This is a genomic window from Achromobacter sp. 2789STDY5608615 (genome assembly GCF_001298995.1).
Lineage (GTDB): Bacteria > Pseudomonadota > Gammaproteobacteria > Burkholderiales > Burkholderiaceae_B > Achromobacter > Achromobacter insuavis.
In genome coordinates, this window is record NZ_CYTY01000001.1 from 278,361 (window position 1) to 300,184 (window position 21,824).

Consider the following 21,824-nt stretch of genomic DNA (forward strand, 5'->3'; position numbering starts at 1 on the left):
ATGAGGCCGCCTCCGGCCCCGCCGCCGGGCCCGCCCGCGCCGGCGGCGCAGGGGCGGACCGCATGGCGATGCGCCGTGCGCGCGGCCGCGCTGGCCTGTTGCGCGGCCCTGCTGGCCGCCTGCGCCAGCGTGCCCGATGCGCAGGAACGCGCTGCCCGCAAGGCGCAGGCCGGCCTGTCCGCCGATGCGTCGCAGGCCAGCTACCGCCGCGGCCACGACATCGCGGCGGATCCCCGCAATGCCAAGGATGACTTCCTCGCGCGCCACCTGGCCGTCGAGGAAGCGGTCAGCGGCGCGCCGCTGGTGGCCGGCAATCGCGTGCGACTGCTGGCCGATGGCCCGAGCACCCACCAGGCCATGTTGCGCTCGATCGCGCAGGCGCGGCGCTACGTGCACATGGAAACCTATATCTTCGACGATGACGAGGAGGGTGCGCGCTTTGCCGAGGCCCTGATCGCGGCGCGCAACCGCGGCGCCGACGTCGCGTTGATGGTGGACGCGGTCGGCACCCTCAAGACGCCCGATGCGCTGTTCCAGCGCCTGCGCGACGCGGGCGTGCAGGTCGCCGTCTTCAATCCGGTCAGCCCCGTCAGCGGCAGCCGCGCCGGCTGGTCGCCGAACCAGCGCAACCACCGCAAGGTCCTGGTGGTGGACGGCAAGGTGGGCTATCTGGGCGGCATCAACGTCAGCGCCGTGTACGCCTCATCGCCCGCCGGCGGCAGCGGCGCGTCGGGCGGCGTGGGCAGCGGACCCGACGCGAAGCGGACCGACGCCCAGGCCGCGCCCTGGCGCGATACGCACCTGCGGATCGAGGGGCCGGCGGTGGCCCAGCTGGAAGCGGTGATCCAGGATGGCTGGCAATCGCAGGCCAAGGAACCCCTGCGCGGCGGCGGCACGGACATCGCGCCGGCCACCGGGCCGACGCGGGTGCGGATCCTGGCCAACCAGCCCGATCGCAGCGACGGCTACACCGTCTACCTGACGCTGATGTCCGCGTTCGAGAGCGCGCAGCGCTCCATCCACATCACCATGGCGTACTTCGTGCCGGACCCCGCCTTCGTCGACGTGCTGGCGGCGGCCGCGCAGCGCGGCGTGGACGTGGTGCTGGTGCTGCCGGGCTTCAGTGATTCCTCGCTGGTGTTCAATGCCGGCCGCTCCCATTACGGCAAGCTGCTCAAGGCGGGCGTGAAGATCCACGAGCGGCGCGACGCGCTGCTGCACGCCAAGACCGCGGTGGTCGACGGCGTCTGGTCCACCGTGGGATCGAGCAACATGGACTGGCGCAGCTTCGCCCTGAACTACGAGGTCAACGCGGTGGTGCTGGGGCCGGAGTTCGCGGCCGAGATGGAGGCGCTGTTCCAGCGCGACGTGGCCGAGTCGGTGCGCATCACGCCCGAGGCCTGGCGGGCCCGGGGCGTGGATGACCGCTTCATGGAGTTCTTCTCGCGCATGTTCGAGCGCTGGCTGTAGGCCGGGCGACGCGTGCCGCGGCGGCCCATCCCGCGCTCAGGCCGGCGTGCCCTGGGGCGGATGCGCCATGACGTATTCCTGTGCCAGCGCGGTGCTGATGTCGTGGGTCGGCTGGAACGAGTCGGCGCGCGCCATCGACCAGCCGGCGCGGAACACCTGGTGGCGGAACTCGCCGCGCAGCAGTTCGCCCGGCGCCAGTTCCGGGAACAGCGCCGACAGCAGCCGGATCTCGCTGGACGAGATGCGGCGCGCGATATGGTGCGGGCGCAACTGGTTCGGATGCGTCAGGCCGGCGGCGGCCAGCAGTTCGGCCAGCGCGTGCAGCGTGTTCTTGTGGAAGTTGGCCACGCGCTGGGCCTTGTCCGGCACCACCAGGGCGCGCTGGCGCAGCGGATCCTGGGTGGTGACGCCGGTGGGGCATTTGCCGGTGTGGCAGGCCTGGGCCTGGATGCAGCCGATGGCGAACATGAAGCCGCGCGCGGCGTTGCACCAGTCGGCGCCCATGGCCATGACGCGGGCCATGTCGAACGCGGTGATGATCTTGCCCGAGGCGCCCAGCTTGATGCGGTCGCGCAGGTTCACGCCGATCAGCGTGTTGTGCACCAGGCGCAGCGCCTCGCGCAGCGGCGTGCCGACGTGGTCGACGAATTCGACCGGCGCCGCGCCGGTGCCGCCCTCGGCGCCATCGACCACGATGAAGTCGGGCGTGATGCCGGTTTCCAGCATGGCCTTGACGATGGCGAACCATTCCCACGGATGGCCGACGCAGAACTTGAAGCCGACCGGCTTGCCGCCGGACAGCTCGCGCAGGCGGGCGACGAACTTCATCAGGCCGATGGGCGAGTCGAAGGCCGAGTGGCTGGCGGGCGAGTTGCAGTCCTGCCAGGGGGCCACGCCGCGCGCCTCGGCGATCTCGGGCGTGACCTTGCCGGCTGGCAGGATGCCGCCGTGGCCCGGCTTGGCGCCCTGCGACAGCTTGATCTCGATCATCTTCACCTGCGGCGTACAGGCGTTCTTGACGAAGGCCTCCTCGGAGAAGGCGCCGTGCTCGTCGCGGCAGCCGAAGTAGCCCGAGCCGATGTTCCACACCAGGCTGCCGCCCGGCTGGCGATGGTAGCGGCTGATGCCGCCCTCGCCGGTGTCATGGGCGAGGTTGCCCTGGCGCGCGCCTTCGTTCAGCGCCAGCACGGCGTTGGCCGACAGGGCGCCGAAGCTCATGGCCGAGACGTTGAAGGCCGACATCGAATACGGCTGGGTGCAGTCGGGGCCGCCGACCGCCACGCGGAAGTCGGTGTCGCCGATGTGGGTGGGCGACATGGAATGGTTGATCCATTCGTAGCGGTCGCCGTACACGTCTTCCTGGGTGCCGAAGGGCCGCTTGTCGATCTCGCGCTTGGCGCGCTGGTACACGATCGAACGCTGCGCGCGCGAGAACGGCGAGGCCTGCGTGTCATCCTCCAGGAAATACTGGCGGATCTCGGGCCGGATGAACTCGAACAGGAAGCGCAGGTTGCCCAGCACCGGATAGTTGCGGCGGATGGCGTGGCGCGTCTGGATCAGGTCGTACACGCCCAGCAGGCCCAGCAGCACCAGCGGCACGGCGGCCCACAGCCACCAGTACGAGTCCGTGAACACCAGGATGGTGGTCGCGGCGGCGGCCACCAGGGTCAAGATAAAGGCCGTGAAGCGGCCGGTGATCCATTGCATGTCCTGTCTCCGTAGGGCGGAATGCAGCAACCATACACCACGGCGGCTGTAAAACCGGTGAACGGGCAGGCGCGTGCCGGCATGGTGCCGAGATCCCGAACCCGTCCGCAAGCCGCGCCAGTGCTGGCGCTGCGGGGCGAGGACGTAAAAAAGCCCCCTTTCGGGGGCCGTTGCTGGAACAGTGTTTCTCAGCAGCTGGATGCCGACGGCGTCTTTTCCACCGCCAGGCCAAAAAGCGGACGCAGCCGCACGCCTAGCGCGCTGCCGGCAAAGGCCGCCGGCAACCACAGCCAGGCATGCAGGCTGCCCGACAGGATGCCGCTGAAGTAGGCGCCGATGTTGCAGCCGAAGGCCAGGCGCGCGCCGTAGCCCAGCAGCAGGCCGCCGATGACCGCGCCGGCCAGCGAGCGAGCGGGCACCTTCCAGACCGGCGCGAACTTGCCGGCGGCGCTGGCCGCGGCCAGCGCGCCCAGCATCAGGCCGATATCCATTACCGTGGTCACGTCCTGGCGCAGCGGCGCGCCGAGCGCGGCCTGCTTGCTCCAGTAGGCCCAGGTGGCCACGTCGCCGCCCATCGCGTCCAGCGCCTTGGCGCCCCACAGCGCGAACGCCGAGGTGATGCCCCAGGGCCGGCCGGCCAGCGCCAGCGTGGCGAAGTTCAGCACCACCAGCGCCACGCCGCCCCAGATCAGCGGCCACGGGCCTTGCAGCAGCGAGGCCGGGCGCGCGGTGCGCGAAGCGAACGAGATCACGTGGCCGTGGCGGCGCTTTTCCAGCACGGTGGCGATCCAGGCGATCAGCGCGAACACCGCCAGGTTGGCGATGATGGCGGGCGCCAGGCCCCAGGTCTTGATGAGCGAGGTCGGCGCCAGCGCGGGCAGGGTCGACCACCAGCCGAAGTTGGCGGTGGCGATGACCGAACCGATGATGAAGAACAGCAGCGTGACCAGCATGCGGGTATTGCCGCCGCCCACCGCGAACAGCGTGCCCGAGGCGCAGCCGCCGCCCAGCTGCATGCCGATGCCGAACAGGAACGCGCCCAGCAGCACCGACACGCCCGGGGGCGAGACCAGGCCGTTGACCGGCTGGCCGAACAGCGAGCCTTGCGCCAGGAACGGGAAGAACAGCAGCACGCCGATCGCCAGCATGAACATCTGCGCGCGCAGGCCGGCGCCGCGGCGGTCCGACACGAACACGCGCCAGGCCTGGGTGAAGCCGAACGAGGCGTGGTACAGCGCCACGCCCAGCAGCGCGCCGACGATCCACAGCGCGCCCTGGCGCCAGCTGACGGTCTGGTTCAGGTACAGGGCGCCGGCCAGCACCAGCAGCAGCGCGATCCAGAGCGGCTTGCGGTTGATCTGGATGGGCGGCAGCGCCGAAGGCAGGGGCAGGGCGGAAGTGTTGGTGCTCATGGGAGAGTCCCGGGGATTCGATAAGGGAAAAGCAAACGGGCGCGTCGCCGCACCCGTCATCGTGGATAAAAGTCTAAAGCTAGCAGGTCATTTCTCAAAGCATCTATTTGTGCTTCTTTAATAACCAAAAATTATATAAAACTGCGCGGCTCAGGAGATCGGGTGCGCGCTGATCCAGGCCACCAGCAGGCTCACGGTCAGGACGGACAGCACCGTGGACACCAGGATGGCGCGCGAGGTGACGCGGGCATCGCGGCCGTACATCTGGGCCAGCATGAAAGGGCCGGTGCCGATCGGCAGGGCGCTCATCAGCACCGCGGTCCAGGCCCACAGCGGCGGCATGGAAAACACCTGGAACGCCAGCAGCGCGGTCACGGCCGGCTGCAGCAGCAGCTTGCCGGCCACCAGCCGCAGCACGCCCGGCCCCGGGCTGGCGGTCTCGGTCTGCGCCAGGAACAGGCCGATGGTGACCAGCGCGCAGGGGCTGGCGGACGCGCCCAGCAACGACACGTAGCGATCCAGTCCCTCGGGCAGCGCCAGCCCGGTGCCGGCCCACGCCAGGCCCAGCACCGGCGCGGCCAGCAGCGGATTGCGCATCAGCGCGCGGCCGACCTTGACCAGCGTGGCGCCCAGGCCGGGCGCCTGCTGGCGGTCGAATTCGATCAGGGCGATGGCGAAGCCGAACAGCACGCTGGCCGTCATCAGCGTGGTGAACGCGGCCGGCGCCAGGCTTTCGGCGCCGAACAGCGCCAGGCACAGCGGGATGCCCATATAGCCGGCGTTGGCGTAGGCCGCCGCCAGCCCCTCGATGCTGCGGTCCGTCAGCCCGCGCGGGCCGCGCTTGCGCGGCAGGAACGACAGCGCGAATGTGACGGCGATACCGCCGGCGAAGGCGCCGACGAAGCCCCAGTGCGCCATGTGCGCCAGATCCACCTGCGTCATGGCGCGGAACAGCAGCGCCGGCAGCGACAGGTAGACCACGTAGCGGTTCAGCGCGTCGGTGGCGGCCGGCCCCAGGATGCGCCAGCGCGCCGCCAGCCATCCGGTCAGGATCAGTGCGAAGACCGGCAGGGCGGCGGTGATGACGGCATTCATGGCGGCGGGCGAAGTGGGCGCGAAAGGGCGCTCATTCTACTTGCCGCGCCGGCGCGGGCGTGCGCGCCGAGCGCGTCACCAGCAGGATGCCCAGCGCCGCGAGCGCCATGCCGGGCCAGGCCAGCGGCGGGATCGGCTCGTCCAGCACCAGCAGCGCGATGACGGCGGTCGAGGGCGGCACCAGGAAGAACAGCGCCGACACGCGCGACGCTTCGCCGTGGCGCAGCATGGCCAGCAGCAACGTGATGGCGACCAGCGAATTGCCAATCACCAGGTACGCCAGCGATCCGAACAGCGGGCCGGTCCAGTCGATGTGCATCGGCTCCAGCCAGAAGGCCAGCGGCGCCGTGACCGCCAGGCCCACGGCGTATTGGACGGTGTTGGACGTGACGGGGTGGGTCTGCACGCCGAAGCGCTTTTCATACAGCGTGCCGCTGGTGATGCAGAGCAGGGCGGCCACCGCGAACACCAGGCCGAGCGTCGAAGCCAGGTCGACCGAGGCCTTGGCGATGATGACCAGCGCGGCGCCCGACACGCCCAGTCCCAGCCCCGCCCAGCGCCGCGCGTCGACGCGTTCGTGCGCGATCACCGGCGCCAGCAGCCCGATCAGGATGGGCTGCAGCGACGTGATCAGCGCCAGTCCGCCGGCGGACATGCCCTGCTTGAGAGACAGGTAGGTGAAGCAGAAGTAGCCCGCCTGCAGCAGCAGGCCGACCATGGCCAGGTGGCCCCAGGCGCTGGCGCCTCGCGGCAGCGGCGGCCGCAGCGCCAGCAGGAAGGGCGCCAGCAGCGCCACCACACAGGCGTAGCGCAGCGCCAGGAACGTCATCGGGTCGGCATAGGCCAGGCCCACTTTCAGCACGACGAAGCCGCTGGACCACAGCAGCAGGAAAAGCGCGGGCGCGAATTTCAACCAGGCGGGCGTTGCGGCTTGCGGCATGATGGAGGTCAGCTGCGGATTGGGCCAGCCGCGATGGTACGCCTGTTTCGCCAATGCGCCATCCCTGCGAAAATGCCGGCAAAGGATTCATGTTCAGCGGCAACGCGAAGGAAAACAAATGGCTAGCGAAAAACCGGCGGTACGTATCGCCCTGGGAACCTGGGACCGCCTGCGCGACGACGCGTCGTCGGTGCGCTATGACGTGTTCGTGGTCGAGCAGAACGTGCCGCCCGAGGTCGAGATGGATGACGACGATGCGGTCTCGGTGCACGCCGTGGCCTATGCCGCCGACGGCACGCCGCTCGGCACCGGTCGCCTGCTGCCCGATGGCCACATCGGCCGCATGGCCGTGCACAAGCGCGCGCGCGGCCTGGGCGTGGGCGGCCAGTTGCTCGACGCCCTGATCGGCCAGGGCCACGGCGACGGCCACCGCATGCTGGTGCTGCACGCGCAGACCCACGCCAAGGGCTTCTACGAGGCCCATGGATTCCAGGTGGAAGGCGAGGAGTTCATGGAAGCCGGCATTGCGCACGTCGTCATGACGCGGGTACTGGCCTAGGCGCGGCAAGCGATCGGCCGGCCGGCCGTCGCGGCTGGCCTGCGGTGGCTGGCTTGTCATGGCCAGCCAGCCGCGGCGGGCTTGTATCCGGCCCGGAAAAGAAAAAACCCCGAACGCTTTCGCGAACGGGGTTTTTCTTGGCGCATCACGACAGGTACCTCGTGATGTAATAATTGGTGCCCAGGAGAGGACTCGAACCTCCACACCTTGCGGCACATGGACCTGAACCATGCGCGTCTACCAATTCCGCCACCTGGGCGCTGATGTCTTACCTTCCGCGTCGCTTTCCGATTTGCTTGTTGTCTTTCGACTTCTTGCTACCGGCTGCGTTTCGTTTCGTGTTCAACAGCAGAGGAACGAGATTATGCATACTTTTTTGGAAGTGTGCAAGTCATGCAGCATTTTTTTCACTTTTTTTTCGATGCGGCCGGCTTCGCTATAGTGTCGCCCTATGTCACGCCCCCTCTGCCTGCGCTGCAAGCGCCCTGAATCCCACTGTCTGTGCGCCTTGATCCCGGCGTTGACGCCGCGCGCCCGCGTGGTGGTATTGCAGCATCCCAGCGAGGCGCGCCACGCGCTGAACACGGCGCGGCTGGCGGTGCTGGGATTGGGCGGCGCGCGGCGCCTGGTGGGCGAGCGCTTCCAATATGAGCAGTGGGCCGAGCCTGGCTATGCGCCGCACGTGCTGTTTCCCGGCGAGGGCGCCGAGGTGCTGGCGCCGGGCTGCGCCGCCGCGACGGGCGCGCCGGTGCAATTGATCGTGCCGGACGGCACCTGGACCCATGCGCGCAAGCTGCTGCACATCAATCCGCAGCTGGCCGCGTTGCCGCGCGTGATGCTGCCGCCCGGCCTGACCACGCGCTATCGGGTGCGGCACGCGGATATTCCGGGTGCGCTGTCCACCATCGAGGCGGTGACGCACGCGCTCAATGCGCTCGAGGCGCCTCGCAATTTCGATGAGCTGCTGCGACCCTTCGAGGCATTGATCGATGGCCAGATCGCGGGGATGGGAGCGGATCTGTATGCGCGCCATCACCTGAATCGCAAGGTGCCGTGGCGCTGATTTGGCGCTGAGGTGGCTCTGAAGGCTGTCCCGGCTCGGCAGGCGAAAGGGGAGGTTCCGCCCGAGGCTCGCCGCGGCGCGGGTATTTAGACCGTGTAATTTGGACTGTATAGGACGAAGCGTGGAACGAAGCGTGGAACGAAGCCGCGCGGCGCGGGGCCGCTCACGCTGCGCAAAGAAAAACTGCACGAGCAAAAAAGCGCATGAGCAAAAAGCGTGCGAGCAAGAAGTACGAGTAAAAAGCGCACGAGCAAAAATCCCGCACAAAGCAAAAACCCCGGAAATCTTGTGATTTCCGGGGTTTTCAACTTTTTTGCCAACGCTGCCTGTTTGATTTCACGGCGACTTCAACATCGTCGCGAACCAAAGCAGCCTCAGCTGAAATTCCGTGGTGCCCAGGAGAGGACTCGAACCTCCACACCTTGCGGCACATGGACCTGAACCATGCGCGTCTACCAATTCCGCCACCTGGGCACTGAGACATTCCAGTCAGAACTTTGTGATACGCTGCCACTTCGATTGCATGAGGTTTTTCTCATGTATTCAAAGCGCAATTGCAAAACCACTTTACAATCCGTCTGACCATTTCTGCTTCAGTGTTCAGCCTTGGGCGAACCACAGAAGCTGCGCATTATATACGGAAAAATTAGCTTTGGCAAAACGATCGAATAACGAATCGAACAACAACAGATCCACTCCGTTGCCGGAAGCGCCGCCAGACTTCGACCCCGATGTCCCGTCCCGTGAAGCCATCCTGAAAGCGCTGCGATCCGCGGGGGCGCCGTTGTCCCCGGTGGAACTGGCCGAGCGCATGGGCGTGGAGCGTCCCGCGACGATGGTGGGATTCGAACGCCGCCTGGGCGCCATGGAGCGCGACGGCCAGCTGATGCCCAACCGCAAGGGCGTGCTGCTGCTGGCCACCAAGCTGGATTTCGTGGCCGGCAAGGTGCTGGGCCACCGTGATGGCTTCGGTTTCCTGTTGCGCGATGACGGCGGTCCGGACCTGTTCCTGTCGCCGCGCGAAATGCTCAAGGTGCTGCATGGCGACCGCGTGCTGGTCAAGCCGTCGGGCGAATACCGCGGCAAGCCGGAAGGCACCATCGTCGAAGTCATCGAGCGCCGCACCAACAAACTGGTGGGCCGCTTCCTGCACGAGCATGGCCTGTCCATCGTGGTGCCGGAAGACCAGCGCATCAAGCACGACATCCTGATCCCGCCCAGCGACACCAACGGCGCCCAGCACGGGCAGGTGGTGGCAGTCGAGATCATGGCGCAGCCCACCCGCCACACGCAGCCGCTGGGCCGCGTTGCCGAGGTGCTGGGCGAGATCGACGATCCCGGCATGGAAATCGAGATCGCGGTGCGCAAGTTCGACGTGCCCGTCGAATTCTCCGAGGGCGCGCGCAAGCAGGCCGCCCGCCTGCCCGACGTCGTCCGCAAGGGCGACCTGAAAGACCGCGTCGACCTGCGCGACGTGCCGCTGATCACCATCGACGGCGAAGACGCGCGCGACTTCGACGACGCCGTCTACTGTGAGGCGGTCGAACTGGGCACGGGCCAGCGCAAGCGTCCGGGCTGGCGCCTGCTGGTGGCCATCGCCGACGTCAGCCACTACGTGCGTCCCGGCGACGCGCTGGACGAAGACGCGCTCGAGCGCGGCACCAGCGTGTACTTCCCGCGCCGCGTCATTCCGATGCTGCCCGAGTCGCTGTCCAACGGCCTGTGTTCGCTGAACCCGGACGTCGACCGCCTGGTGCTGGTGTGCGACATGGTGATCCCGGCCTCGGGCGCCAAGGCCGGCACGGTCACGGCCTACCAGTTCTACAACGCGGTGATGCACTCGCATGCCCGCACCACCTATACCAATATCTGGGCGGCGCTGCAGCAGCCCGGCGGCCCGGCGGCCCACGCCATGCGCGCCGTCATGCCGCAGGTGCAGAGCCTGTACGAGCTTTACCACCTGCTGTCGCAGAGCCGCAAGAAGCGCGGCGCGATCGATTTCGACACGGTCGAGACCAAGATCGTCTGCAATGAGCTGGGCCGCATCGAGCAGATCGTGCCGTCGGTGCGCAACGATGCCCACAAGCTGATCGAAGAATGCATGCTGGCCGCCAACACCTGCGCGGCCGACTTCATGACGCGCAGCAAGCATCCCGGCCTGTACCGCATCCACGAAGGTCCGACGCCCGAGCGCCTGCAGTCGCTGCGCGAATTCCTGCGCACCATGGGCCTGTCGCTGGGCGGGGGCGAGACGCCCACGGCCAAGGACTACGGCGACTTCCTCGACTCCGTGCGCGGCCGTCCCGATTACCAGCTGCTGCAGACCATGTGCCTGCGCTCGATGCAGCAGGCCATCTACAGCCCGGACAACATGGGCCACTTCGGCCTGGCGTATCCCGGCTACAGCCATTTCACCTCGCCGATCCGGCGCTATCCCGACCTGCTCACGCACCGCGTCATCAAGGCCCTGCTGGCCGGCCAGCGCTATGTGCCGAGCCTGGACGACCAGCCGGTCGTCATTGGCCGCACCCAGCGCGAGCACGAACACGCCATCTGGGAAAAGATGGGCCTGGTGCTGTCGGCCAGCGAACGCCGCGCCGATGAAGCCTCGCGCGACGTCGAGGCCTGGCTCAAGTGCTGGTTCGTCAAGGAACGCGTGGGCGAGGACTTCAGCGGCACCGTCACCGGCGTCGCCAGCTTCGGCATCTTCGTCACGCTGGATACGCTGCACGTCGAAGGGCTGGTGCACGTGTCCGAGCTGGGCGGCGAGTACTTCCAGTTCAACGATGCGCTGCACGAGCTGCGCGGCGAGCGCACCGGCATGCGTTACCGCCTGACCGACAAGGTCCAGGTGCAGGTGTCGCGCGTGGACCTGGAGGCGCGCCGCATCGAGTTCCGCCTGGTGCAGGGCACCAGCTTCGACGCCCTGCGCAAGGCGGCCGCGCGCGGTCCGGACGAAGGTCCGCGGCGCGTCAAGAAGGCGGCGGCGCCCAAGCCGGCCGCGCTCAAGGGCCAGACCGCCAAGGAACGGCGCGCCGAAGCCAAGAAGGCCGGCAAGCCGCCCAAGACCCCGCAGCGCGCCGCGCCGGCCAAGAAGGCGGTGCGCAAGCGCCACTAAGGGGTAACATTGCAGCTATGGCCGGATACGTCCGGCGGCCCGCCCCGCTCTGGGGCGGGCATCCGTCTTTCTAAAGGTATTTGCATTTATGGCGTCGACCCAAGTCCTTGCCGGGTTTCACGCGGTTGTCGCGCGGCTGCGCCACGCGCCCGACTCGATCAAGGAAATCTACGTAGAAGCGTCGCGTCGCGACAAGCGCATGCAGACGTTCATCGAGCAGGTTGAAAAGGCGGGCTGCCGCCTGCATCCGGTCGCCATGGAGCGTCTCGATGGCCTGGCGCGCGGCACCCGCCACCAGGGCGTGGTGGCGCTGGCCGAGGAACGCCAATTGGCGGTGGACGTGGACGAGGTGCTCGACGTGATCGAGGGCCCGCCGCTGCTGCTGATCCTGGACGGCGTGACCGATCCGCACAACCTGGGCGCCTGCCTGCGCACGGCCGATGCCGCCGGCGTGCATGCCGTGATCGCGCCGCGCGATCGCGCGGTCGGGCTCAACAGCACCGTGCAGCGCGTGGCCTGCGGCGCGGCCGACACCGTGCCGTACCTGATGGTCACCAACCTGGCGCGCACCATGCGCGGCCTGAAGGATCGTGGCGTGTGGCTGGTGGGCACCGATGACCAGGCGACCGACAGCATGCACCAGATCGACGCGCGCCAGCCGATGGCCTGGGTCATGGGCGCCGAAGGCGAGGGCATGCGCCGCCTGACGCGCGAAACCTGCGATCAGCTTGTGAACATCCCCATGCTGGGATCGGTCGAGAGCCTGAACGTCAGCGTGGCCAGCGCCGTCTGCCTGTACGAAACCGTGCGCCAGCGTCGCGCCTGAGAACCGTCTTTCCCTTCGCTATCTTCCTTCCCGCGTAGCCCATCATGCACCAGAACGGCTTTACCACCACGATCCTCCATTCCGACCGCCAGCAATCCGTCGAGCACGGAGCGGTGCACAAGCCGATGCATCCCTCGTCGGAATTCGCCTACGCCGATGCGCGCGAACTGGCCGCGGTGTTCCAGGGCAAGCCGGGCTTCACCTACGCCCGCCAGGGCACGCCGACCACCACCGCGCTGGAAGCGAAGATCAACCATATGGAAGCCGGCAAGGGCATGGTGAGCTTCGCCACCGGCATGGCCGCGCTGGCCGCCATCTTCACCACGCTGCTGCGCCGCGGCGACCACCTGGTGTCGAGCCAGTACGTGTTCGGCAACACCAACAGCCTGCTGGGCACGCTGCTGGAGCTGGGCGTGGAGATCACCTTCGTCGACGCGACCGACTCGGCGCAGGTGCGCGCGGCGATCCAGCCCAACACCCGCATGGTGTTCACCGAGACCATCGCCAACCCCGGCACCCAGGTCGCCGACCTGGCGGTCATCGGCGAGATCTGCCGCGAGAAGGGGCTGGTCTATGTCGTGGACAACACCTTGACCTCGCCCTGGATGTTCCGGCCGTCGACGGTGGGCGCGTCGCTGGTGATGAACTCGCTGTCCAAGTACATCGGCGGCCACGGCAACGCGCTGGGCGGCGCGGTCACCGATACCGGCCTGTATGACTGGGCCGACTATTCGAACATCTACGACGCCTACCGCAAGGGTCCGTCGACCGGCTGGGGCCTGACCCAGATCAAGAAGAAGGGCCTGCGCGACATGGGCGGCACGCTCGCGGCCGAACCCGCGCACCGCATTGCCGTCGGCGCCGAGACGCTGGCGCTGCGCATGGCCAAGCATTGCTCCAACGCGCTGGCGCTGGCGCGCTTCCTGCAAGAGCATCGCGGCGTGGCCAAGGTGCATTACCCGGGCCTGGCCAGCCATCCGCAGCACGCGCGCGCCACCGCGCTGTTCGGCGCGCGCTTCGGCGGGCTGCTGGGCGTGGAGCTGGCCGACGGCGTGGACTGCTTCGATTTCCTGAACCGCCTGCGCATCGTGCTGATGGCCACCCACCTGGGCGACACGCGCAGCCTGGCGCTGCCCGCCGCGCACACCATCTATTACGAGATGGGCGCCGAGCGCCGCCAGCAGATGGGCATCGCCGACAGCCTGATCCGGGTGTCGGTGGGCATCGAGGACGAGACTGATCTGCTATTTGACTTCGATCAGGCGCTCAACGGCTGCCTGCAGGGATAATTCACGGGGCGCCGGCGCGGCAAGCGCCGGCCGCAACCTGGGCAGGAATCCATGCTGATACAGATCGCCGAAGTTTTCACTCCCGATGAGGCGGCGGCCATCCGCCATCGCCTCGATGCCGCCGACTGGGTCGACGGCAAGGTCACGGCGGGTTTCCAATCCGCCGAGGTCAAGCACAACCGCCAGCTGTCCGAGCAGCATCCGCTGGCGCAGGAGCTGGGCAACCTGATCCTGCAGCGCCTGGCGGGCAACAACCTGTTCATGTCGGCGGCGCTGCCGCGCAAGATCTTTCCGCCGCTGTTCAACCGCTACGAGGGCGGCGAGGCCTTCGGCTATCACGTCGACAACGCCGTGCGCGGCATCACCGGCACCGCCGAGCGCGTGCGCACCGACCTGTCGGCCACGCTGTTCTTCTCCGAGCCCGATTCCTACGACGGCGGCGAACTCGTCATCGACGACACCTACGGTCCGCGCACGGTCAAGCTGCCCGCCGGCCACATGGTGCTGTATCCGGGCACCAGCCTGCACAAGGTCAATCCGGTGACGCGCGGCGCGCGCGTCAGCTCGTTCTTCTGGATGCAGAGCCTGGTGCGCGAGGACAGCCAGCGCGCCTTGCTGCTCGACATGGACGTCGCCATCCAGCGTTTGAACCAGGACGCGGCGGGTCATCCGTCGATCGTGCAACTCACCGGCATCTATCACAACCTGCTGCGCCGCTGGGCCGACGTGTGAGCGGATTTCAGGGCGTTGCGCCGGTGTCGCGCAAACCCCGAAATGCGCGTTTTTGTTTATTGCGAAAAGGCCTAAAAGCTAGTATTGGTGCGGCTTGTGGTGAGGTTTTCGCTTGACAGCCGCTCTACGCCAAGGCCTAATACACGTCTGCGTCGCTGACGGTTCACGGGCTCGAAAGCCCTTGAAACCTAGGCGGCGCAGCAGTTTAAAAGTTGTGCTTTGCAGTGCAAGAAAAAGTTTATCCACTAGTCTGTTCGTCGTTTGTCGGGTCTACGCGCAAGTCGTGATGTCCAGCATGACAGCCATGATGAACCGCACTCCCGGCAGACTCCATACCTTGTGAGGGGTACACCTGAATGAACAAAACCGAACTCATCGATCACATTGCCAGCAAGGCCGATATCTCCAAGGCTGCCGCCGGTCGTTCGCTTGACGCCCTGATCGGCGCCGTCAAGACCACCCTGAAGAAGGGCGGTACGGTCACCCTGGTGGGCTTCGGCACGTTTGCCGTGTCGGCTCGCGCTGCTCGCACCGGCCGCAATCCGCGCACGGGCGAAACCATCAAGATCAAGAAGGCCAAGGTGCCGAAGTTCCGTCCGGGCAAGGCCCTGAAGGACGCCGTCAACTAATTGACGACAAGGCGGTTGCCGAGGGCGCGGTCCCGGTAATTTGCCGACACATACGCGGTCCGGTATACTCCGGCCCGCGTATTGCTTTTGAGTACCCCGGCTGGCGTTTCACACATCGTTTTTTTCGATGGATCCGCAACCAAGACGGGTGCTTAGCTCAGTTGGTAGAGCGGCGCCCTTACAAGGCGTAGGTCACAGGTTCGACCCCTGTAGCACCCACCATCAAAAGCGATAATGCAAGCGGAAAAACAAGCGGTCAGGAATCTCCTGGGCGCTTTTTTTTCGTCCGTTGATCGCGCGGCGATCAGCTTGCCGGTGGTCCGAGATATTGCGGGGCGGGCCCGCCTCAAGGTGGCATGCGCCTGCAATCGCGTCAGCGCGTGCGAAATCAGATCGCGGTTTGCGCGCGATCATGCCGTTTGAATCGACCGCGGGTTAGGCTGGCCTGGCGTTGTCCCGGTGAGCGCCGCGCCTTGACGCGCGTCAGAGTGTTACGCTGTTGCAGACGAAATATGACGTGCGAATCATTCGCATTTAAGCTATGATGTTTGGCTTGTACCGGTCAGCCGGCGCTGCCTGTCGCGCGCCATTTTTTCTGGCTGGCCAGATAAGTTAATGCACCCTGGCTGATTCATGCCTAGCTTTCAACGTGGTTTGAACTCTTCACCGCCGTCTTCAATTGGTATACGCCTAGGCGCCGGCCTGGCGGTCGTCGCGCTACACGCCGCAGTGGTCTACGCCATCTACCTGGCGCCCGAGAACCGTCCCGAACTGGAGGAGCCCGAGGCCATCATGGTGAGCGTGGTGGATGCTCCCATCCCGCAGGTCGCCAAAGCCGATCCCACGCCGGAGGTGCCGCAACCGGTGACGGAAACGCCGCCCGAGCCGCAGCCCGAGATCGAACCGGATCCGGAACCCGAGCCCGAGGTCAAGCCCGAGCCGGAACCCGAACCGGAACCGGTCGTCGAGAAGCCGCCGATGCCGGCGCCCAAACCCAAACCCAAACCGAAACCCAAGCCGCAGCCGAAGCAGGAAGTCAAACCCGAGCCCAAGCAGGAGACGCCGCCGGTCGAGACGCCGCCCGCCGGCGCGGAAGAAGGCGCGAAGACCACGCAGGCGCCGCGGCAGGGACCGCCGCCCGACCAGATCCTGCAGGAATCGCAGATCGAGTTCCTGGGGGCGCGGCCGATGCCCAACTACCCGATGGCCTCGCGCCGCATGCGGGAAGAGGGCCGGGTGGTGGTGCTGGTTGAAATCAATCCGCAGGGACTGGTCGAGCGGGCAACCATCGACGCGTCCTCGGGATTCCCCAGGCTGGACGAGTCGGCGCTCACCGCCGCTCGCAAGGCCCGCATGAAACCCTATACCCGCAATGGCGTGGCCTATCCCGCCAAAGCAAAAATTCCGTTCGATTTCGTAATGAGGAACTGAGATGTCCAACGCAATGCATAGCGCCACCCTGGTGGCGCAGGCGGCCACCAGCCCGGCAGCGGCCCCGGCCGCCGCGGCTCCGGCAGCAGCAGCCGCCGCCGCGCCCGCCGCCCAGCAGGCCGCGGCCACGGCCGGCGGCATCGCCCAGCAAGCCGCCGGCGCAGTCCAGCAATCCGCGGACGCGCTGCACGGCGCCGCCGCCGCGCTGCCCGCGGTCGCGCCGGCGCCCGCGCCCGTGCCCGACATGGGCTTCATGCACTTCGTCGCGCAGAGCGACTTCGTCGGCAAGAGCCTGTTCATCATCCTGCTCCTGATGTCGCTGGTGACCTGGTACCTGATCCTGGTCAAGGTCGGCAGCAACATCAGCATGCGCCGCCGCTCGGCCGACTTCCTGAACAAGTTCTGGAACGCCAGCTCGCTGGAGCAGGTCGAGCACGAGATCACCACGCACGGCGCGCGCGATCCGTTCTCGCACCTGGCCAGCCACGCCATGCACGCGCAGGCGCATCACAACAAGTTCGGCGCCACCAAGCTGGAAGAAGCGGGCTCGAACAGCGATTTCGTCACGCGCACCATGCGCAAGGTGATCGACGAGGAAACCGCCAAGCTGGAAAACGGCCTGACGGTGCTGGCCTCGGTCGGTTCGACGGCGCCGTTCGTCGGCCTGTTCGGCACGGTGTGGGGCGTGTACCATGCCCTGGTCGGCATCGGCCTGTCCGATGGCGTCACCATCAACCGCATCGCCGGTCCGGTGGGCGAGGCCCTGATCATGACCGGCCTGGGCCTGGCGGTCGCCATCCCGGCGGTGCTGGCCTACAACACCTTCGTGCGCAACAACCGCGTCTACCTGTCGCGCCTGGACGCCTTCGCGCATGATCTGTTCGCCTTCCTGACGACCGGCCAGCAAGTGGCGCTGTCGGACAGCAAGGTGCGCGCGCTGCGCCGCCAGCACGGTAACGGCGCCGCGGTCCAACGCGGGAGCGAATAATGGCTTTTGGCAGCTTCGAGGGCAAAGGATCCGGCACCCACACGGTGTCCGAGATCAACATGGTGCCGCTGATCGATGTCATGCTGGTGTTGCTGGTGATCTTCATCATCACGGCGCCGCTGCTGGCGCACTCGATCAAGATCAACATGCCCCAGGTGGCCGCCGAGCAGATCGAGGAAGAACCCAAGACCGTGGACCTGGCCATCGACGCCAGCGGCGCGCTGTTCTGGGACGAGAAGCCGGTCAATATCGACGACCTGCCGAATCGCTTCAAGTCGATCGCCAGCACCAAGCCGCAACCTGAAATCCGCATCCGCGCCGACCAGAACACCCGCTACGAGACGCTGGCCAAAGTCATGGCCTCGGCCCGCCGCTCTGGCATGACGCGCATCGGATTCGTCACCACGCCGCCCTCGGGCGGGGCGGCGGCAGAGGGCCCGGGCACCCCGGCGCCGTCTGCCCGTTGAACGATTCCCAACAACGGGGCGCATTTCGCGCCCCGTTTTTTCTGGGATCGCGCTAGAATCGCGGCATGCGAGTTCTGGTAATCGAAGACGACACCACCCTGGGCCATGCGCTCCAGGAATTTCTGGCCGACCAAGGTTATGCGGTCGACTGGCTGACCGAGGGCGACCGGGTTCTGGGCGCACTGGCAGGCCAGCCGTATGACCTGATGCTGCTCGACCTCAATCTGCCCGGCATGAGCGGCCTGGACGTGCTGCGCCAGCTGCGGCAGGACGGCAACCAGGTTCCGGTGCTGATCCTGACGGCCCGTGACGGCATCGAGGACCGCGTCGCCGGTCTGGACGCCGGTGCCGACGACTACGTCACCAAGCCCTTCGAACTGCCCGAGCTGGCCGCCCGCGTGCGCGCCTTCGGCCGTCGCCGGGCGGGGCAGGCGCAGCCGCTGATCGAAGTCGGCCCCCTGGTGTTCGACACCGTCGGCCGCGAAGTCCGGGCCAATGGCCAGCGCCTGTCGCTGTCCGTGCGCGAACTGTCCGTGCTGGAAATGCTGATGGCTCGCGTCGGCCGCGTGGTCACCAAGCGCCAGATCGTCAATTCGCTGTCCGCCTGGGACGCCGATTTCAGCGAGAACGCAGTGGAAGTCTATGTGTACCGCCTGCGCAAGCGCCTGGAAGGCACGGGCGCCAGCATCCAGACGGTGCGCGGCTTCGGCTACATGCTGGATGTGGAAACGGCCTGACGGCCTGTCTGGCCGCCTGAAGCCGGCTGGCGCCGCCAGCCCGCGGCGGCCACACCCCACATCCACCTAAGCGAGGGCTCCGCGTCATGACGTCAGAACGCACTCCTTCCGCGCCCCAGGCCGCTCGGCCGTTGCTCCCCTCACGTTCGCTCGCGCGGCATCTGGTCATCCGGCTGATGCCGCCGATCCTGTTGCTGGTGCTGCTGGACCTGGCCGCCACCTGGGTCATCACCCACAAGATCGACATGTCGCTGTGGATGCTGGAAGACTTCTTCTGGCTGATGGTGGTGGGGCAGGTGCTGCTGATCGCCCTGTTCACCGGGGTGGTGGTGCAGGGGGTGCGCTCCGGCCTGCGCTCGGTCAACCATCTGTCCGAGGAAATCCGCCAGCGCTCCATCGACGACATGCAGCCGCTGGAAGTGGCCGGCGTGCCGGTCGAGATCGAACCTCTCGTCACCCATACCAACGACCTGCTACTGCGGCTCGACGCGTCGCTGGCGGCGCAGCGCCGCTTCATCGGCCATGCCGCGCACCAGCTGCGCACGCCGTTGTCGGGTCTGCGGCTGGAGTCCGAGTTGATGCTGGCGCGGCCCTTGCCCGACGACGTGCGGGCGCGCGCCGAGCGCATCAAGGCGGTCAGCGACCGCATGATCCGCCTGGGCCAGCAGCTGCTGGTGCTGGCGCGCGCCGATCCCAATGCCCGGCCGCAGGACAGCTTCGTGCGCATCGACCTGTGCGAATGGGTGCGGGCGCATGGCGCCGAGTGGTTTCCGCGGGTGCGCGAGGCGCGCTACGAGCTGGATCTGGTGGCGCCGGACGCGCCGATCTGGATCGACGCCGATCCGCTGCTGCTGGCCGAGCTGCTGGGCAACCTGATCGACAATGCGCTGCGCTATGGCAATGACACCGGCAAGATCACCCTGATCGTCGGCGCCAATCCGCCGTCGCTGACGGTGGAGGACGATGGCCCCGGCATTCCGGCGGAAGAGCGCGACCGCGTGTTCGAGGCGTTCTACCGTTCGCCCTCGGTCACCGCCGGCGGCTCGGGCCTGGGACTGGCGATCGTGCGCGAGATCGCGCACGCGCATGGCGCCTGGTGGAAGCTCACCAGCCGCCCGGATTTTTCCGGAACGCGGCTTTCCGTCGTGTTCCCCGGCCCCCGCAAGGGGGCGCAACTCACTCGGCAAGAACCCACATCATGAGCCAGGGCTCGGTCAGCGTTCCTTCTTCGACTCCCGGCGCGGCTTCCGCCGGCCACGCGCCGTCCTCGCGCGCCGCCCTCGTGCTGGGTGCGCTGGGCGTGGTGTACGGCGACATCGGCACCAGCCCCCTGTACACGCTGCGGGCCTGCCTGACCGGGCTGAGCGTGCACACCGACCTGGAGCCGGCGCATCTGCTGGGCGTGCTGTCCATCCTGTTCTGGATGCTGATGGTGGTGGTGTCGCTGAAGTATGTGACGCTGATCCTGCGCGCCGACAACCGCGGCGAGGGCGGCACGCTGGCGCTGCTGGAACTGGCGGTGCGCAACCGCGACGGCAAGCTGCGCTGGATCCTGATCGTGCTGGGCATTTTCGGCGCGGCGCTGTTCTATGGCGACAGCATGATCACGCCGGCGATTTCGGTGCTGTCGGCGCTGGAAGGGATCGGCATCGTGTCGCACACGCTGGATGCGTGGGTGGTGCCGCTGGCGCTGGTGGTGCTGGTGGCGCTGTTCGCGATCCAGTCGCATGGCACGGGCGCCATGGGCAAGCTGTTCGGGCCGGTGATGCTGCTGTGGTTCGGCACGCTGGCGGCGCTGGGCGGCTGGCAGATCTGGCAGACGCCCGAGGTGCTGGCGGCGCTCAATCCGATGTGGGGCCTGCGCTTCATCATCGAGTTCCCGTGGATCAGTTTCGTGCTGCTGGGTGCGGTGGTGCTGGCGCTGACCGGCGCCGAGGCGCTGTACGCCGACATGGGCCACTTCGGCCGTCCGGCGATCCGCAGCGCCTGGTTCAGCATGGTGCTGCCGGCGCTGACGCTGTGCTATTTCGGCCAGGGCGCGTTGCTGCTGCGCGATCCCGGCGCGATCCGCAATCCGTTCTTCATGATGGCGCCGGAATGGGGCCTGGCGCCGCTGGTGGCGCTGGCGACGGTCGCCACCATCGTGGCGTCGCAGGCGGTGATTTCGGGCGCGTACTCGGTGACGCGCCAGGCGGTGCAGCTGGGCTTCTGGCCGCGCATGCAGATCCTGCATACGTCGGCGGTGGAGAAGGGCCAGATCTACCTGCCGCAGGTCAATGCGCTGCTGCTGTGCGCGGTGCTGGTGCTGGTGCTGGTGTTCCGCAATTCCGACAATCTGGCGGCCGCCTACGGCTTCGCGGTGACGGGGACGATGCTGACGACCTCGGTGCTGGCGTTCGCGGTGCTGCCGCGCGGCAGCACAGGCGCCAAGCGCATGCTGTGGTTCGTGGTGCTGGGCCTGCTGCTGCTGTTCGACGTGCTGCTGTTCTCGGCCAACGTGTTCAAGATCCACGAAGGCGGCTGGCTGCCGCTGCTGGTGGCGATCGTGGTGTTCACGCTGATGATGACGTGGCGCCGCGGCCGCCGGCTGCTGTCGGACATGCAGCAGCGCGATCGCCAGCCGCTCAAGGAGTTCATGGAGCAGCTCGAGGCCTATCCGCCGTCGCGGGTGCCGGGCACGGCGATTTTCATGACGATGAATTCGGGCAATGTGCCGCCGGCGCTGCTGCACAACCTCAAGCACAACAAGGTGTTGCATGACCACGTGCTGTTCCTGACGATCCGGGTGGCCGACGTGCCGTACGTGTCGGCGGAAGAGCGCTTCTCGGTGACCAAGATGAGCGCGTCGAGCTGGGCGGCGACGATCAATTACGGCTTCAAGGAAGATCCGGACGTGCCGGAGGCGCTGCGGCTGGTGGCCGAGGCGTATCCGGAGCTGGATCTGGAGCCGATGCGGACGTCTTACTTCCTGTCGCGGCAGACGGTGGTGGCGGCCAGGAAGCCGGCGCTGTGGCGGTGGCGGCGGGCGGTGTTCTCGTTCATGGCGCGCAATTCGACGCGGAGCACGAAGTTTTTCAAGATTCCGGCGAATCGGGTTGTCGAGATGGGGATGCAGGTCGAACTTTAGGCCTGGGGTTTTGAGTTCTTAAGACGCCCGCCGGGTTGGCGTTGCGGGGGGCGCGGGGCTACGATTGCGGTCCGGAGCGTTCGCTCCGGACTTCCCCATTGTCATCTTCGTCCAGGCCTTCGGCCTTCCCTTCAGATTCCCTCGGGCGCATCTACACGCCCCGCGCCCCCGCAACGCCAACCCGACGGGCTGCAATGTCTGCATCTTGGCAGGCTTTGAGGCGGGCGCGTTTGC

At 67.2% G+C, this 21,824-nt stretch carries 19 protein-coding genes and 3 tRNA genes; 15 read left to right on the forward strand and 7 right to left on the reverse strand.

Features of this window, described 5'->3' with window-relative positions:
- Positions 1 to 1,470 (forward strand): phospholipase D-like domain-containing protein, encoded by a 1,470-nt coding sequence (locus AOZ49_RS01440; protein WP_369815761.1) that lies wholly within the window; start codon positions 1 to 3, stop codon positions 1,468 to 1,470.
- Between the two features lie 36 nt (positions 1,471 to 1,506).
- Here the strand turns inward: AOZ49_RS01440 and AOZ49_RS01445 are convergent, their stop codons facing one another.
- From AOZ49_RS01445 to AOZ49_RS01460, 4 genes are all read right to left on the reverse strand, one after another.
- Positions 1,507 to 3,177: an FMN-binding glutamate synthase family protein gene (locus tag AOZ49_RS01445; protein WP_054474023.1), complete on the reverse strand. Its 1,671-nt coding sequence runs from the start codon at positions 3,175 to 3,177 to the stop codon at positions 1,507 to 1,509.
- A gap of 188 nt (positions 3,178 to 3,365) precedes the next feature.
- The gene (locus AOZ49_RS01450; protein ID WP_054433275.1) at positions 3,366 to 4,589 is read right to left on the reverse strand and encodes a YeeE/YedE family protein; all 1,224 of its coding nucleotides are present in this window, start codon (positions 4,587 to 4,589) and stop codon (positions 3,366 to 3,368) included.
- A gap of 150 nt (positions 4,590 to 4,739) precedes the next feature.
- Positions 4,740 to 5,684 carry an AEC family transporter gene (locus AOZ49_RS01455; protein WP_054433276.1) on the reverse strand — a complete coding sequence of 315 codons (945 nt, stop codon included), beginning with the start codon at positions 5,682 to 5,684 and terminating at the stop codon, positions 4,740 to 4,742.
- Between the two features lie 31 nt (positions 5,685 to 5,715).
- A complete protein-coding gene (locus AOZ49_RS01460) occupies positions 5,716 to 6,624 on the reverse strand; it encodes a DMT family transporter (RefSeq protein ID WP_054474077.1) in 909 nt (302 codons plus the stop codon).
- Between the two features lie 118 nt (positions 6,625 to 6,742).
- Between AOZ49_RS01460 and AOZ49_RS01465 the strand changes: the two genes are divergently transcribed.
- Complete coding sequence (locus tag AOZ49_RS01465) at positions 6,743 to 7,183, forward strand: GNAT family N-acetyltransferase (protein WP_054474024.1); 441 nt, start codon at positions 6,743 to 6,745, stop codon at positions 7,181 to 7,183.
- Between the two features lie 174 nt (positions 7,184 to 7,357).
- Here AOZ49_RS01465 and AOZ49_RS01470 read toward each other — a convergent pair.
- Positions 7,358 to 7,442 (reverse strand) — tRNA-Leu (locus AOZ49_RS01470).
- Positions 7,443 to 7,634: 192 nt separating this feature from the next.
- Here AOZ49_RS01470 and AOZ49_RS01475 point away from each other — a divergent pair.
- Positions 7,635 to 8,246 (forward strand): tRNA-uridine aminocarboxypropyltransferase, encoded by a 612-nt coding sequence (locus AOZ49_RS01475; protein WP_054474025.1) that lies wholly within the window; start codon positions 7,635 to 7,637, stop codon positions 8,244 to 8,246.
- Positions 8,247 to 8,635: 389 nt separating this feature from the next.
- Here the strand turns inward: AOZ49_RS01475 and AOZ49_RS01480 are convergent.
- Positions 8,636 to 8,720: transfer RNA gene (locus tag AOZ49_RS01480), tRNA-Leu, on the reverse strand.
- A gap of 178 nt (positions 8,721 to 8,898) precedes the next feature.
- Between AOZ49_RS01480 and rnr the strand changes: the two genes are divergently transcribed.
- The 6 genes from rnr to AOZ49_RS01510 all read left to right on the forward strand — a co-directional run bounded on the left by rnr (position 8,899) and on the right by AOZ49_RS01510 (position 15,062).
- A complete protein-coding gene (gene rnr, locus AOZ49_RS01485; protein WP_054474026.1) occupies positions 8,899 to 11,364 on the forward strand; it encodes a ribonuclease R in 2,466 nt (821 codons plus the stop codon).
- 88 nt (positions 11,365 to 11,452) lie between these two features.
- Complete coding sequence (gene rlmB, locus AOZ49_RS01490) at positions 11,453 to 12,190, forward strand: 23S rRNA (guanosine(2251)-2'-O)-methyltransferase RlmB (protein ID WP_054433280.1); 738 nt, start codon at positions 11,453 to 11,455, stop codon at positions 12,188 to 12,190.
- A 44-nt stretch (positions 12,191 to 12,234) separates the two neighbouring features.
- Positions 12,235 to 13,479 carry a cystathionine gamma-synthase family protein gene (locus AOZ49_RS01495; RefSeq protein ID WP_054474027.1) on the forward strand — a complete coding sequence of 415 codons (1,245 nt, stop codon included), beginning with the start codon at positions 12,235 to 12,237 and terminating at the stop codon, positions 13,477 to 13,479.
- A gap of 51 nt (positions 13,480 to 13,530) precedes the next feature.
- Positions 13,531 to 14,211, forward strand: a complete 681-nt coding sequence (locus tag AOZ49_RS01500) for a Fe2+-dependent dioxygenase (protein WP_054433282.1) — start codon at positions 13,531 to 13,533, stop codon at positions 14,209 to 14,211.
- Positions 14,212 to 14,567: 356 nt separating this feature from the next.
- Entirely contained in the window at positions 14,568 to 14,840 is a 273-nt protein-coding gene (locus AOZ49_RS01505; RefSeq protein ID WP_003812968.1) for an HU family DNA-binding protein, read from the forward strand.
- Positions 14,841 to 14,986: 146 nt separating this feature from the next.
- Positions 14,987 to 15,062: transfer RNA gene (locus AOZ49_RS01510), tRNA-Val, on the forward strand.
- Here AOZ49_RS01510 and AOZ49_RS32295 read toward each other — a convergent pair.
- Positions 15,063 to 15,254, reverse strand: coding sequence for a hypothetical protein (locus AOZ49_RS32295; RefSeq protein ID WP_156350385.1), 192 nt, complete (start codon positions 15,252 to 15,254; stop codon positions 15,063 to 15,065). It lies immediately after the preceding tRNA gene.
- Positions 15,255 to 15,473: 219 nt separating this feature from the next.
- On the opposite strand from AOZ49_RS32295, the gene AOZ49_RS01515 reads away from it, so the two are divergent.
- From AOZ49_RS01515 to AOZ49_RS01540, 6 genes are all read left to right on the forward strand, one after another.
- On the forward strand, positions 15,474 to 16,271 hold the full coding sequence (locus AOZ49_RS01515; RefSeq protein ID WP_054460546.1) for an energy transducer TonB: 798 nt from the start codon (positions 15,474 to 15,476) through the stop codon (positions 16,269 to 16,271).
- Between the two features lies 1 nt (position 16,272).
- The gene (locus AOZ49_RS01520) at positions 16,273 to 17,259 is read left to right on the forward strand and encodes a MotA/TolQ/ExbB proton channel family protein (protein ID WP_054474028.1); all 987 of its coding nucleotides are present in this window, start codon (positions 16,273 to 16,275) and stop codon (positions 17,257 to 17,259) included.
- The gene (locus AOZ49_RS01525; RefSeq protein ID WP_054474029.1) at positions 17,259 to 17,726 is read left to right on the forward strand and encodes an ExbD/TolR family protein; all 468 of its coding nucleotides are present in this window, start codon (positions 17,259 to 17,261) and stop codon (positions 17,724 to 17,726) included. Before AOZ49_RS01520 ends, AOZ49_RS01525 begins: the two co-directional genes overlap by 1 nt.
- Before the next feature lie 65 nt (positions 17,727 to 17,791).
- Positions 17,792 to 18,463, forward strand: a complete 672-nt coding sequence (locus AOZ49_RS01530) for a response regulator transcription factor (protein ID WP_006218435.1) — start codon at positions 17,792 to 17,794, stop codon at positions 18,461 to 18,463.
- A gap of 176 nt (positions 18,464 to 18,639) precedes the next feature.
- Positions 18,640 to 19,665, forward strand: a complete 1,026-nt coding sequence (locus AOZ49_RS01535; protein WP_054434320.1) for a sensor histidine kinase — start codon at positions 18,640 to 18,642, stop codon at positions 19,663 to 19,665.
- The gene (locus tag AOZ49_RS01540; protein ID WP_054434322.1) at positions 19,662 to 21,590 is read left to right on the forward strand and encodes a potassium transporter Kup; all 1,929 of its coding nucleotides are present in this window, start codon (positions 19,662 to 19,664) and stop codon (positions 21,588 to 21,590) included. The genes AOZ49_RS01535 and AOZ49_RS01540 overlap by 4 nt, the downstream gene beginning before the upstream one ends.
- The last annotated feature ends 234 nt before the right edge of the window (positions 21,591 to 21,824 follow it).

Excerpts from the sequence above, each read along its gene's own strand:
- AOZ49_RS01460 (WP_054474077.1), bottom strand. The coding sequence starts at position 6,624 with ATGCCGCAAGCCGCAACGCCCGCCTGGTTGAAATTCGCGCCCGCGCTT.
- rlmB (WP_054433280.1), top strand. The coding sequence starts at position 11,453 with ATGGCGTCGACCCAAGTCCTTGCCGGGTTTCACGCGGTTGTCGCGCGG.
- AOZ49_RS32295 (WP_156350385.1), bottom strand. The coding sequence starts at position 15,254 with ATGATCGCGCGCAAACCGCGATCTGATTTCGCACGCGCTGACGCGATT.
- AOZ49_RS01495 (WP_054474027.1), top strand. The coding sequence starts at position 12,235 with ATGCACCAGAACGGCTTTACCACCACGATCCTCCATTCCGACCGCCAG.
- AOZ49_RS01445 (WP_054474023.1), bottom strand. The coding sequence starts at position 3,177 with ATGCAATGGATCACCGGCCGCTTCACGGCCTTTATCTTGACCCTGGTG.
- AOZ49_RS01500 (WP_054433282.1), top strand. The coding sequence starts at position 13,531 with ATGCTGATACAGATCGCCGAAGTTTTCACTCCCGATGAGGCGGCGGCC.
- AOZ49_RS01530 (WP_006218435.1), top strand. The coding sequence starts at position 17,792 with ATGCGAGTTCTGGTAATCGAAGACGACACCACCCTGGGCCATGCGCTC.
- AOZ49_RS01455 (WP_054433276.1), bottom strand. The coding sequence starts at position 5,684 with ATGAATGCCGTCATCACCGCCGCCCTGCCGGTCTTCGCACTGATCCTG.
- AOZ49_RS01440 (WP_369815761.1), top strand. The coding sequence starts at position 1 with ATGAGGCCGCCTCCGGCCCCGCCGCCGGGCCCGCCCGCGCCGGCGGCG.
- AOZ49_RS01465 (WP_054474024.1), top strand. The coding sequence starts at position 6,743 with ATGGCTAGCGAAAAACCGGCGGTACGTATCGCCCTGGGAACCTGGGAC.
- AOZ49_RS01450 (WP_054433275.1), bottom strand. The coding sequence starts at position 4,589 with ATGAGCACCAACACTTCCGCCCTGCCCCTGCCTTCGGCGCTGCCGCCC.
- AOZ49_RS01475 (WP_054474025.1), top strand. The coding sequence starts at position 7,635 with ATGTCACGCCCCCTCTGCCTGCGCTGCAAGCGCCCTGAATCCCACTGT.
- AOZ49_RS01535 (WP_054434320.1), top strand. The coding sequence starts at position 18,640 with ATGCCGCCGATCCTGTTGCTGGTGCTGCTGGACCTGGCCGCCACCTGG.
- AOZ49_RS01505 (WP_003812968.1), top strand. The coding sequence starts at position 14,568 with ATGAACAAAACCGAACTCATCGATCACATTGCCAGCAAGGCCGATATC.
- AOZ49_RS01520 (WP_054474028.1), top strand. The coding sequence starts at position 16,273 with ATGTCCAACGCAATGCATAGCGCCACCCTGGTGGCGCAGGCGGCCACC.
- AOZ49_RS01525 (WP_054474029.1), top strand. The coding sequence starts at position 17,259 with ATGGCTTTTGGCAGCTTCGAGGGCAAAGGATCCGGCACCCACACGGTG.
- AOZ49_RS01515 (WP_054460546.1), top strand. The coding sequence starts at position 15,474 with ATGCCTAGCTTTCAACGTGGTTTGAACTCTTCACCGCCGTCTTCAATT.
- AOZ49_RS01540 (WP_054434322.1), top strand. The coding sequence starts at position 19,662 with ATGAGCCAGGGCTCGGTCAGCGTTCCTTCTTCGACTCCCGGCGCGGCT.